Here is a 13,265-nt window from a genome sequence, read left to right as displayed (position 1 = left end):
CCCCTTCATAATTGAAAAAGTGATAATAGATTAAAAACGTATTTTTGCAGCATAAATTATATACCATGGCTAAACCTTTGATCCTTGTCACGAACGACGACGGAATTACAGCTCCCGGCTTAAGGGCGTTAATTCGATTTATGATGGATTTGGGGGAGGTAGTCGTAGTGGCCCCGGACAGCCCACAATCGGGAATGGGACATGCTATAACTATAGACAACACCCTTTATATAAAAAAGATTAAAGTAGATTTGGAAAACGGTGCAAATGAAGAATACAGTTGTAGCGGAACTCCGGCCGACTGTGTTAAACTTGGCCTACAGGAACTCTTGGGAAGAAAACCAGATCTATGTGTGAGCGGTATAAATCATGGATCCAATTCCTCTATCAATGTTATTTACTCTGGAACTATGAGCGCAGCTATTGAAGCCGGCATTGAAGGTATACCCGCCATAGGTTTTTCCCTTTGTGATTATTCCTGGAATGCCAATTTTGAGGCCAGCAAGGAGGCTGTTCAAAAAATAGTGCAGGAGGCCCTAAGCAATGGCATTCCCAATGGGGTTGTGCTCAACGTTAATATTCCCAAAACCGACAACAAGGCACCCAAAGGCATAAAAATTTGCAGACAGGCCCGAGCCAACTGGAAAGAAAAATTTGACAAAAGAACCAACCCCAGCGGAAAGGAATATTACTGGCTTACAGGAGAGTTTGAACTATTGGACAAGGGAGAGGATACGGACGAATATGCCCTGTCCCAAGGCTATGTTTCTGTAGTCCCCACGCAATTTGACCTAACCGCACACCACGCTATTCAACATATTAACAATTGGAAACTAAATGATTAAAAAAGAAATATTAATCGGATTAATAGTTGGTATCATTGCCAATACCATTGGAACTTTACTGTATATATTGATCTTCTCGGACTTTGGTATTGTAGAAACCTACCAAGCCGCCGTTGAACAGGGGCATGTAGGCAGTTTATTGGCGCTAGGGGCCATTCTAAACCTGGTTGCCTTTTTTGGTTTTTTAAAAATTCGGAGGGATTATAGGGCAAGGGGTGTTATGATTGCCACCCTTTTTACGGCTATGTTAATTTTGTATTATAAAGTTTTTTAGCATCGTGCTTGGGGCTATTTATCTCAATAAACGGCAGAACTACTAATGAACCACAGAAACTAAACGGATGAAATATTATATCATCGCTGGCGAGGCATCGGGAGACCTTCATGGGTCCAACCTCATAAAAGCCCTTAAAAAAAAGGATTCGGAAGCCGACATTCGTTGTTGGGGTGGCGATTTAATGAAAGCTGCAGGAGGCAACCTGGTAAAGCATTACAAGGAAATGGCTTTTATGGGCTTCCTGGAAGTGATATCAAACATCAATCAAATTTTCAAAAATATCGCCTTTTGCAAGGAAGATATAAGCGATTTTAATCCAGATGTAATTGTCTTTATAGATTATTCCGGCTTTAATCTTAGAATAGCCTCTTGGGCAAAAAAGAACAAATTTAAGACCAACTACTATATTTCTCCGCAAATATGGGCCTCTAGGGAAGGAAGAATACATAAGATAAAAAGGGATATTGATGCCATGCACGTAATTCTTCCTTTTGAAAAAGAGTTTTATGAAAAAAAACACCACTATCCCGTTAATTTTGTTGGTCATCCACTTATAGACGCCATTGGGGACGTTCCCAGAATTGGCGATAAAAAATTTAGGGAAGAGAATAATCTGGACTTACACAAACCCATTATTGCCCTGTTGCCTGGAAGCAGAAAACAAGAGGTTCAAAAAATGCTTACCCTAATGTTATCGGTCACAAAATCTTTTCCGAAATTTCAATTTGTAATTGCAGGGGCACCTAGTTTGGATCTGGAGTTTTACCAACCCTTTCTAAAATCGTCCCAGGTAAGTCTTATTTCCAACAAGACCTATGATTTATTAAGTCTATCCTATGCCGCCCTAGTGACAAGCGGGACAGCCACCTTGGAAACGGCCCTTTTTAAGATACCCCAAGTGGTCTGTTACCGTGCCAATTGGATCTCCTATCAAATTGCAAAAAGGATCATTACCCTTAAGTTTATTTCCCTAGTGAATCTTATAATGGACAAAGAGGTTGTAAAAGAACTTATCCAAGGAGACTTGAATACCAAAAACCTAACCATGGAGCTCGATAAAATCTTAAACGGGCCCGAAAGAAAGAAGCAGTTTGAAGCCTATTACGAATTGGAAAAAAAACTTGGTGGCAAAGGAGCCAGCGAAAAGGCAGCATCCCTAATTGTTGAAAGTGCCAAATTGGATCATTGAAAAATTTTTGTAGTTCATGGAACACCGGTATATTCCATTTAATCCCACAACGAAACTGATAATCCTGTAGTTAAAAAAAGCAATTATTGGCGATTTAACTTGAGATAATTATAAGGGTTTTCTGAAAAAAATGACGGATTTTAAATTAATTATTTAAATTTGATACCCAAGAGCACTAACTTTTACTTGGATGATTCAAAGATTTCTTTCTTTATTCCTAATTATTTCGCTGGTTGGCTGCGGTGCGGCCAAGAAAAAAAATGTCTCTCGCGAAGAAAGAAAAATAACGGTAGAAGCTTCGGAAAAACCAGCAGAAATAAAAGGTGAGACTCCTTTAAGCGGTGAATCCATAAACAAACCGGCGACCAAAATAACCGAGCAAATCATAAATACTGCCCTAACGTTTTCGGGCACCCGCTATAAGTTTGGAGGCACTACCAATAAAGGTATGGATTGCTCCGGATTGCTGTATGTAGCCTTTGGGGAGCATGATATTCAATTGCCACGAGCTTCTTATCAAATGGCAGAGGAAGCGGAAAAAATAAATTTAAGGGAAGTTAGCAAGGGCGACCTACTTTTTTTTGGAACCTCCAGAAGAAAAAACAATATAAACCATGTTGGCCTGGTAGTTCAGGTAGACGGGGATGAAATAAAATTCATTCATTCCACCTCATCCCGAGGTGTTATAGTTTCCTCTTTGCAGGAGGGTTATTGGAACTATGCCTTTATTAAGGCTGCCCGGATCCTTTAGGATGCGATTGCTGCAGTTTACGACCGTAAAGCTTACTTTATGCCTAATCTGTGGAATTTTAATTGGTTATTACCTACGTCCGTCACTTCCGCTATCTTTTTCCTTAGCCCTGGTTTCATTGATCCTATTGGGAGTTGTATTTGTCTTTTACCGTAAATTACCCACATTCCTTTTTGCACTTTTTACCGGTCTTTTGGCCATAACCATTGGTATATTAAGCTTAACACTAAGTGAGTCCCGCAATTATGGTCGGCATTATAGCCAACAGAATCTTGACAAAAATTGGGGCTATACATTAAAAATTCGCGAAGTATTAAAGCCCAATGGCTATTCGAATAGGTATGTGGCCCATGTTAACAGCATGGACAGTTTAAAGGTCAGCGGTAAAATACTATTGAATATAGCGGTGGATTCTTCAATTGGTCCCCTAATGGTCGATGACGAAATATTAGCCTACACCACCCTCCACCCTATTACACCTCCCTTAAACCCACATCAGTTCAATTACAAAAAATACCTTTCCAATATTGGAATAGAGCATCAGATAAAACTTGCAGCACATGACTACTACATCATGCCCCAGGCCTCCACTACCATCTTTGGAAAAGCCTACAAAATAAGGGACCATATCATCCAAAATTTAAAAAAAGAGGATTTTGGCACTGAAGAATTAGGCGTTATCCAGGCACTTCTTCTTGGGCAGCGAAATGAAATAACGGCGGAAATCGACACCGACTATAAGGATGCAGGAGCCTATCACATCTTGGCATTGTCAGGTTTACATATCGGAATTCTTTTGGGTTTGCTCCATTTTTTATTGAGGCCGTTGGAAATCCTTCCAAAAGGAAGAACCATAAAATTGGTTGTTATTGTCTTACTTTTATGGGTATTTGCCCTATTGGCGGGACTTTCCGCCTCTATTCTCAGGGCAACAACCATGTTTACCTTTGTAGCCTATGCCCTGTACTTGAATAGACCTACAAGTCATTTTAATATCTTGGCTTTGTCACTGTTCTTTATTTTATTGTTATTGGATCCCCTACTATTATTTCAGGTAGGATTTCAATTAAGTTATGCCGCCGTTTTTGCTATAGTCTGGGTATACCCCTTATTACAAAAACTCTGGACTCCCCAATATTGGATTATAAAAAAAGGGTGGGAGTTGCTTTCCGTAAGTATTGCCGCTCAACTGGGAGTATTCCCTATAAGCCTATATTACTTTCATCAATTTCCAGGATTGTTTTTAATTTCAAGTCTATTGATCCTACCTTTTTTGGCCTTTATTTTAGGGTACGGAATATTGGTAATAGTATTGTCCTTGGCCCACAGTTTACCGCCTGTTCTCGTTACTTTCTACGATACTGTAATACATTGGATGAATTCGATTATTGGGATAGTTGCCCAGCAGGAAAGCTTTCTTTTTAGAAATATTTCTTTTGATGCCATTCAATTAATTCTCAGTTATGGTATTATCATAACAATGGTAACGGTCTTTATTAAAACATCCTATAAAAGGGTCGTGGTATTCCTAGCGTTTGTTCTTTGCTTTCAATCCTATGTTTTTATTATTAGGCATAATGCACAGAACAAGGAATCCCTAATGATAGGACATATTGCCCGTAATAGTGCCCTGATCCATCAAACCGGACAAAAGCTTACGATATTTACCACCAATCCCAAAGCCACATTAAAAATGACCAACGATTATGCCGTTGCACAAAACATCGTAGCGTTGCAACATCGACCTATAAAAAACAGTTATCTCATAAGAGGGAAAAGAATGGTTATATTGGACAGTGCCAATATAGCCCTTCCAAAAAATCATGATGTTTCTACCTTAGTACTAACCCAATCCCCTAAAATTAATTTAGAGAGGCTTTTGGATTCGATTGCGCCGAATATTGTTATTGCAGATGGCAGCAATTATAAAAGTTATGTAGAGCGATGGGAAGCTACATGCCACAAAAAAATGCTCCCTTTTCACTATACGGGCGACAAAGGAGCATTTCTCTACACTTGGCAGTAGTTACCTTATGCCGTGCATTAATTTTTTTAAGAGCGGGTTTAAAATGATTGAAATAAGTCCAACGCCCACGGGAACTAGTGTAAAAATTAAAAAGAAGGTACCCATGGAGTATTGTTCGGAAATCCTATCGATCATCCCTCCCATAGTCCCTGCTGCCTTTTGCCCGATAGCAATGGCCAAATACCAGATTCCGAACATAAAACCGATCATACGTGCCGGTACAAGTTTACTTAAATAGGAAAGTCCAACCGGGGAGATGCACAACTCCCCCATGGTATGTAACAAATAGGCCAAAATTAAAAATATCATGCTTACGGAAGCGGTCTGGGCCCCTGAAGGGATCCCCGATGCGCCAAATGACAGTACGGCAAAGCCCAATCCCAATAAGATAAGACCTATTCCGTATTTCATGGCGGCACTTGGGTTATATTTACTTTCCCACCATCTGGAAAAAAATGGTGCCAGGGTAATAATAAAAAATGAATTTAGAATGCCGAACCAAGTGGCATCCACTTGATTGCCCTCTTGGGAAAATTTATCCATTAGTCTATAGATCACTAATATCCAAAGTCCAACGAAAGCGATGGCCAATATAATATTTGACAAGCCAATACGGGTAAAGGTCTTTTTTGCCAATAACACCAATACCCAACTTATTATTGCCAGGGGTACTGTTGTCAACAAGGCATCTACCACCTTAAAGATCATGGCCGACTGACCAACAAGTTCCCTATTGGTATAATCCCTGGCAAAAATGGTCATAGACCCCAAGGATTGTTCAAAAAACGCAAAAAAGAAAACCGTAAAAAACCCGAAAATAGATACAGCTATAATACGATCCCTTACCACAGGTAGATATCTGGCAATTCTGGTAACCAACAAAACCAAAAATAACAACAAGGAACAAAGGATTACCACATTGGTGCCACTCAGATTACCTAGGCTAAATGGCATCAAGTTGGTACCTTGTATTTTTTCAAAGGGATCGTTAAATAAATAAAGCAGCCCACCAATGGACGATAAAACGATCAACATCTTATCAAAAAGGGTAAAGGGATTCAATTTGGTTTCTACCTCATTATTCCCCTGCCTACCTTCTAAACTATCCACTTCATTTGCCGATATGGCTGTTTCCTCTTTTTTAAGGGGTTTAGCACCAATATTTCCGAACAAATCCTTGGCCAACCAAAATTGGAACATACCCAGCATCATAAAAATACCCGCTAATCCAAAGCCCCAGGACCATCCGAAATTTTCGGCCAGATACCCACAAAGCATCATTCCAAAAAAGGCTCCAGCGTTAACACCCATGTAAAATATAGTATATGCACCATCCTTTTTGGATTCCTTACCATGGTACATTTCGGAAATAATGGAAGTAATGTTGGGCTTAAAGAACCCTGTACCAATTACCAAAAGGGCAAGGCCCAAATAGAAAGCAGCGGTAGTTTCGATGGCCATAGCAGCGTGGCCCAAGGTCATAATTAAACACCCTATGACCACTGCCACCCTATAACCCGTTATTTTATCTGCTATCCACCCACCAATAATAGGTGTTAAATACAAAAGGGAGGCATAGGTACCTATTAAGGCCAGAGCGTGTTCCCTTGGCCATTCCCAGCCTGGATTATCACTTATAATGGGCGCCGTTAAAAACAACACCAATAAAATACGCATCCCGTAAAATGAGAAACGCTCCCACATTTCGGTAAAAAACAATACAAATAGTCCTGCTGGATGTCCAAGAACCTTGTCCTTAAATAGATTTTCAATATCGGTATTCATATACAACAGAATTACAAATTATTAATTTTGGGATCAACAACAACTTACTACTGTATTGAACAATACAACAAGTTTTACAGGCTATTCATAAAATCCAATGGACTAATATACAAATTGCCGATTTAAGTTATTAGTGCGCAATTCTCTTCTCATTATCTTCGGCACCATGTGTCAATGCCTTTAATTTTTTCAAGAAGACTCTAATAAGCAATCCAAAAAGAATACAGAAAATGGCAATACCTGTAAATACCGTATACTCTCCGAGATGTGAAGCAGATTCCCCTAATAATCCTGCTAATTTATTTCCAAAACCTGTTGTTGCAAAATATAGGCCCATCATTAAGGAAGCGTATTTGGCCGGAGCCAATTTGGTTACAAACGATAGCGATACTGGAGACAGACTCAACTCGCCCACCGTATGGAACATATACGCCAGCACCAACCAATACATGGCAGAGGACCCAGAGCTTTCAAACTGGGCCGTTGCCGCAGTCATAAATAAAAATCCAGTTCCCATAATAATTAGCCCAACGATCATTTTAAAAAGAGAGGAAGCTTCCTTTCCTTTAAGCTTTCGATTGGCCCAAAAGTTGGCAACCACAGCACCTAGGACAATAATAAAAAAGGCGTTCAGGGATTGGAACCATGAAGCAGGTACCTCCCAACCAATCAACATCCTATTGGTTTTTTCGGAAGCGTAGATATTCATTAATCCACCTGCCTGTTCAAACGCTCCAAAGAAAACGATTACCATTAAGAAGGAGAGGATTAAAACAATTACCCTGTCCTTTTCCATTTTATTAAGTGGTCTCTTTAAAGCCTCCTGATCTTCCACATTCGTAGATTTTCCAAGAAAGTCGCCTACACCCACCAGATATTTCTGGCCAAGAATAAACTGTAAAAGACCTAAAAGCATACAAATACCGGCCAATCCGAATCCATAATGCCAACCATAGACCTCGCCCACATAACCTACAATTAAACTGGAAAGGAATGCTCCTATATTTATACCAATATAAAAAATTGTAAATCCTTTATCCCTTCTGATGTCACCTTTAGGATAAAGTCCACCGACCATAGTGGAAATATTTGGTTTTAACATTCCCACACCGGCAATAATAAAACCAAGGCCTGTATAAAACGCCCACATCTCTTCTATGGCCAATATACTGTGGCCTATTACCAGAAGTATCGCTCCAACGATAACCGCTTTTTTCTGTCCGAGCATCCTATCTGCAATGATACCTCCTGGAATGGAAGCCACGTAAACGAGCATGGTATACCAACCATAGAGTGCCAGAGCCTCTATATTGGTCCAGCCCAAACCAGGGTTCCTATCGGTGGTTTCGGTTATTAGATACAATACCAGAATAGCCCTCATTCCGTAGTAGGAAAATCTTTCCCACATTTCGGTGAAGAATAGTATATAAAGTCCCACTGGGTGGCCAAATAACTCCTTTTGATGCGCTGCTTTAACGGTTGTCTGCATAAGTATGGTTTATGAATTATAGATTTTGTTTTATAAAATTGGTCATTTTGGTGTATAGATGCAGGCGGGTGTTCCCCCCTTTGATACTGTGATTTTTGTCGGGGTAAATAGCCCAGTCGAATTGCTTGTTGGCCTGTACCAATGCTTCCACCATCCGCATTGTATTTTGCAGGTGTACGTTGTCATCTGCCGAACCATGAACCAATAAATAGTTTCCCTTTAAAAGCTCTGGATAATTAAACGGGGAGTTTTCATCGTAACCACTAGGATTTTCCTGAGGTGTACGCATAAAACGCTCGGTATAAATGGAATCATAAAAACGCCATGAGGTCACCGGTGCCACCGCAATTGCCATTTCAAAGGTATCATTCCCCTTTAGCAAACAATTGGTAGACATGAACCCTCCATAACTCCAGCCCCAGATCCCTGTCCTTGATTCGTCGATATAGGGCAAGTCACTTAACTTTTTGGCTGCGGCTATTTGATCTTCCACCTCATATTTCCCCAATTCCTTATAGGTTACCTTTTTAAATTCGGCTCCCTTATATCCGGTACCTCTTCCATCTACACATACCACAATATACCCTTCATTGGCCAACATTTGAAACCAATAATCGTTGGTGTCCATCCAGCTATTGGATACCTTTTGCGAACCTGGCCCGCTATATTGGGTCATAAATAATGGATATTTTTTGGTTGCATCAAAATCTTGTGGCCTTATCATCCACATATTCAAGTCATTGCCATTTATGGCGATAGTAGAAAATTCCTTTGGATGTATCCTATAATTCTTCAATTTAGATATTAGCCCCCGATTATATAAAATATCCTTTACTTTTTTTCCGCTCAAAGAATTATGTAGCGTAAATTCCGGGGGATTGGTTGCACTGGAGTAAGTATTTATGAAATAGGTAAAATCGGCACTAAAATCGGCGGAATTATGCCCTAATTTGTTAGTCAGACACCTTTTATCCTCCCCATTGCTGCCAACACTATAGACATCCCGGTTTATAGATCCTTTTTCCGTGGATTGATAATAAATTAGATCTTCATTTTGGTCATATCCATAAAATTTGGTTACCTCCCAAGGACCTTTGGTAACCTGATTCATTAATCTGCCCTCTACATCATACATATAAATATGCTTAAACCCATCCTTCTCGCTGGTCCAGATAAAGCTGTCATCGGCCAAAAAGGTAAGATCGTCCGTTACACTAACATAAGCAGCATCTATTTCTTCCAATAAAAGACTGCTGGTACTATTTATTGAGTTTACCGAATATAACATTAGTTTGTTCTGGTGACGGTTCAAGGTCTGAACGCTAAGAAAATTGGGGTCGTTCATCCATTTAATTCTAGGGATATAATAAGATTCGTCCAAATCAATCTGGGTAATAGTGTAAGTGTCCACATCTACAATATGAAGGGAAACCTCCGAATTGGCCTCCCCTGCCTTAGGGTATTTAAATATTGTTTGGGTCTGGTAAAGATTGCTGCCATAAACGTCCATGGAAAATTCAGGAACATTGGTTTCATCAAATCGTATGAATGCCAATTTAGAACCATCGGCATTCCACTCAAATGCCCTCACAAAGGCAAATTCTTCCTCGTAGACCCAGTCTGTTATGCCATTGATTATCTTATTTTTTTCCCCGTCCAATGTAAGTTGCTTGGTATCATTGGTGGCTATATCCCAAATAAAAATATTATTGTTCTGCACATAGGCCACCTTGCTGCCATCCGGAGAAAGGGAAGGTTCCTGAATTTTAGAACTTGAAACGGCGGATATTTTTTTTGATTTAAGGTCGTATACATAGAAAAATCCAAGGCTAGAACGTCTGAAGATAGGCTCAATTGCCGTGGCCAACAATAATTTTGATTCATCTTCACTAAACTCGTAGGAAGTAAAATATGGGACCGAATTTGACGAAGAAACTACTGTCTCCAGCTTTTTCTGGGTTTTGTAATCATATTTCAGGATAGCAGAAGTAGCTGTTGCCTTATCCACACTTAAAATGGTGTATTGTTTACCATTTTTCAAGGACTGCAATTTATCCAAACCTTCAACGCTAAAAGTACCATCATAAATCTCTTCCAGAGTCAGCTCCTTATTTTGGGCCATAAGAACTGAAAAATGGCACAAAAAAAATACTATTAGCAATAGCGAGGGGGATATTCTCACAAAAACAAAGGTTTATTAGATTTATTTTTACTGAAATTCAACTATAAGAATTTCAGAATTTTCAAAAAATTATTCAAATCACCAAGTTTACTAAAAAATCCACAAAGAAATAGACTTAACAGCTAAAAAATAACATTTTTTAACCTTTTTAAACCCATTTTAAGATGTACAGTGGATTGGCACCATATTACTATCTTTACACAAAGAAATTTAAAGCCTAATGACCACACCTATAGAAGGATTTTCCAAACTGTCCAAAGAGGACAAAATTAACTGGATTGCCCAACATTATACCCAACACCCCAAAGAAACCATTGCAGTTATAAAGCAGTATTGGAACGAGGATGAAAAATTGCAGAATTTGCATGATGAATTCATTGAAAATACCATCACCAACTTTTATTTACCCCTAGGGATTGCACCCAATTTTCTCATTAACAACAAACTTTACGCCATTCCAATGGCCATTGAAGAAAGTTCTGTGGTTGCAGCAGCCAGTAAGGCTGCAAAATTTTGGCAGACCCGTGGCGGCTTTAAGACCACCATTCTGGGAACTGAAAAAGTAGGTCAGGTACATTTCATGTATCACGGCGATAGCGAAAAACTTACTAAATTTTTCAAGCTTGTGAAGCCGAGATTGATCAACAGTGTAGCACCCATTGTCAAAAACATGGAAAAAAGAGGCGGTGGAATAAAAAATATTGAATTAAGGGATAAAACATCAGATTTGGATGACTATTTCCAACTGCATTGCACATTTGAAACCTTGGATGCCATGGGAGCCAATTTCATAAACTCCTGTTTGGAAGGGTTTGCCCAAAGCCTAAAGGAAGAAGCCCTGTGTTATGAAAAATTTACGGATACGGAGAAAGATATTGAAATAGTCATGAGTATTCTTTCCAATTACATCCCGAACTGCGTGGTAAAGGCAGAGGTAAGCTGTCCCGTTTCCGATTTGAAAGCACACCATGGCATTACTGCCGAGGATTTTGCCAAAAAAATTGTGCGTGCCGTAAATATTGCAAAAGTGGAACCCTACAGGGCAGTTACACACAACAAAGGGATCATGAATGGAATTGATGCTGTAGTTTTGGCTACGGGAAACGATTTTAGGGCCATAGAAGCAGGGGCTCACGCCTATGCATCAAAAGATGGACGCTATACCAGTCTTACACACGCAAATATAGAAAACGGAATATTTAAATTCTGGATAGAGATTCCCTTGGCCCTGGGAACGGTGGGTGGCCTAACCACATTACATCCGCTGGTAAAACTTGCCTTGGAAATTTTACAAAATCCTACCGCAAAAGAACTAATGCAAATTGTAGCCGTAGCCGGACTCGCTCAAAACTTTGGCGCCGTACGTTCTTTGGTAACCACGGGTATCCAACAAGGACATATGAAAATGCATCTATTGAATATCTTGAACCAATTAGGCGCTACGGAAGACGAGAAAATAAGCTTAATAGACTATTTTAAAAAGCATACGGCCTCCCATAGCGCAGTAGTGGAGGCCTTTAAAGAGTTGAGAAACAAAAAATGATAAAACAATATTACAGTAACGGAAAACTATTGATTACCGGGGAGTATCTGGTTTTGGATGGTGCCCAAAGTTTAGCGGTACCCACCCTTTACGGACAATCATTATCTGTAAAAGAAACTCAGGACAAGCTGCTGACATGGAAGAGTTTGGACGAAAAAGGAAAACCGTGGTTTGAAAGTATTTATGAATTGGAGGGTCTTAGCCCGGTTTCCAAAAACACCGTTTCCGAGGAAGCATTGGCTATTTCGGCTACCCTTAAAAAAATTCTTTTCGAAGCCAGAAAATTGAACCCTAGTTTTTTAACCAATTCCCAAGGCTATGAAATTACCACGGCATTAAATTTTCCAAGGGAATGGGGATTGGGGTCATCATCTACCCTGATCAACAACATAGCCCAATGGGCCCATATAGATGCCTATGCCCTACTATGGAACGCGTTTTCAGGTAGTGGGTACGATATTGCCTGTGCACAAAATAATTCTCCGATTACCTACCAATTAAAGAACAACATACCTATTGTACAGCCGGCATCCTTCAACCCCACATTTAAAAACGACCTGTACTTTGTATATCTAAATCAAAAACAGAACAGTAGGGAAGGTATTGCCCTGTATCGTAAAAAAGAATTCAACACCTTTTCCGCCATATCCCAAATTAATAGTATTACCCAAAGAATATTGACCTGTACGCGCTTGTCCCAATTTGACAAACTCATTAAAAAACATGAAACAATTTTAAGCGAGATCCTAGGAATGCCCACGGTTAAAGAACGGTTGTTTCCGGATTACAAGGGAGCTATTAAAAGTCTAGGGGCCTGGGGAGGAGATTTTATACTGGCAACAGGCAACAAAACCACTCCAGATTACTTTAGGGAAAAGGGGTATACCACTGTTATTCCCTATTCAAGAATGGTAAAATAGCCCTAAAGCTTAAAATTACCAGAATGCCTCCATTATAATGAAACCGAGTTACCAAAAACAATAAAGCCTCCCGTTTGGGAGGCTTTATTGTTTTATAAGAAAGTCCCGTCCTAAAATAAGTTGACACAAAATCGACTTATTTATGAAACATTCAAAGATTACTGGTAATAAGCGGACACAACGCGATTACAATCTAGGTTTTAAATTGGCCGTTATTTCCCAAGTTGAAAAAGGCGAAATGACCTATAAGCAGGCACA

The 13,265-nt window shown here is 39.6% G+C and carries 10 protein-coding genes; 7 read left to right on the top strand and 3 right to left on the bottom strand.

Going from position 1 to position 13,265, the window contains the following annotated elements; all coding sequences use genetic code 11:
- Positions 1–65: 65 nt before the first annotated feature.
- The 5 genes from surE to MWU82_RS20035 all read left to right on the top strand — a co-directional run bounded on the left by surE (position 66) and on the right by MWU82_RS20035 (position 5,088).
- Positions 66–845 carry a 5'/3'-nucleotidase SurE gene (gene surE, locus MWU82_RS20055; protein ID WP_247097696.1) on the top strand — a complete coding sequence of 260 codons (780 nt, stop codon included), beginning with the start codon at positions 66–68 and terminating at the stop codon, positions 843–845.
- Positions 838–1,119, top strand: coding sequence for a hypothetical protein (locus tag MWU82_RS20050; RefSeq protein ID WP_215949424.1), 282 nt, complete (start codon positions 838–840; stop codon positions 1,117–1,119). Before surE ends, MWU82_RS20050 begins: the two co-directional genes overlap by 8 nt.
- A gap of 67 nt (positions 1,120–1,186) precedes the next feature.
- Positions 1,187–2,311 (top strand): lipid-A-disaccharide synthase, encoded by a 1,125-nt coding sequence (lpxB, locus tag MWU82_RS20045; protein WP_215949425.1) that lies wholly within the window; start codon positions 1,187–1,189, stop codon positions 2,309–2,311.
- 190 nt (positions 2,312–2,501) lie between these two features.
- Positions 2,502–3,062 carry a C40 family peptidase gene (locus tag MWU82_RS20040; RefSeq protein WP_215949426.1) on the top strand — a complete coding sequence of 187 codons (561 nt, stop codon included), beginning with the start codon at positions 2,502–2,504 and terminating at the stop codon, positions 3,060–3,062.
- Positions 3,031–5,088 carry a ComEC/Rec2 family competence protein gene (locus tag MWU82_RS20035; RefSeq protein ID WP_247097695.1) on the top strand — a complete coding sequence of 686 codons (2,058 nt, stop codon included), beginning with the start codon at positions 3,031–3,033 and terminating at the stop codon, positions 5,086–5,088. The genes MWU82_RS20040 and MWU82_RS20035 overlap by 32 nt, the downstream gene beginning before the upstream one ends.
- Here the strand turns inward: MWU82_RS20035 and MWU82_RS20030 are convergent, their stop codons facing one another.
- From MWU82_RS20030 to MWU82_RS20020, 3 genes are all read right to left on the bottom strand, one after another.
- Positions 5,089–6,873, bottom strand: a complete 1,785-nt coding sequence (locus MWU82_RS20030) for a peptide MFS transporter (RefSeq protein ID WP_247097694.1) — start codon at positions 6,871–6,873, stop codon at positions 5,089–5,091. It lies immediately after the preceding gene.
- Between the two features lie 130 nt (positions 6,874–7,003).
- A complete protein-coding gene (locus MWU82_RS20025) occupies positions 7,004–8,362 on the bottom strand; it encodes a peptide MFS transporter (protein WP_247097693.1) in 1,359 nt (452 codons plus the stop codon).
- A gap of 16 nt (positions 8,363–8,378) precedes the next feature.
- Complete coding sequence (locus tag MWU82_RS20020; RefSeq protein ID WP_247097692.1) at positions 8,379–10,484, bottom strand: S9 family peptidase; 2,106 nt, start codon at positions 10,482–10,484, stop codon at positions 8,379–8,381.
- 280 nt (positions 10,485–10,764) lie between these two features.
- Between MWU82_RS20020 and MWU82_RS20015 the strand changes: the two genes are divergently transcribed.
- Both MWU82_RS20015 and MWU82_RS20010 read left to right on the top strand, forming a co-directional pair.
- Complete coding sequence (locus tag MWU82_RS20015) at positions 10,765–12,087, top strand: hydroxymethylglutaryl-CoA reductase, degradative (RefSeq protein ID WP_247097691.1); 1,323 nt, start codon at positions 10,765–10,767, stop codon at positions 12,085–12,087.
- Positions 12,084–13,007: a GYDIA family GHMP kinase gene (locus tag MWU82_RS20010; RefSeq protein WP_247097690.1), complete on the top strand. Its 924-nt coding sequence runs from the start codon at positions 12,084–12,086 to the stop codon at positions 13,005–13,007. Before MWU82_RS20015 ends, MWU82_RS20010 begins: the two co-directional genes overlap by 4 nt.
- Positions 13,008–13,265: the final 258 nt, after the last annotated feature.

It is taken from the genome of Arenibacter sp. S6351L, assembly GCF_023016025.1.
In the GTDB taxonomy this organism is placed as follows: Bacteria; Bacteroidota; Bacteroidia; order Flavobacteriales; family Flavobacteriaceae; genus Arenibacter; species Arenibacter algicola_B.
The sequence above is the reverse complement of the archived record's forward strand: the minus strand, read 5'-3'. Positions and strand labels throughout refer to the sequence as shown.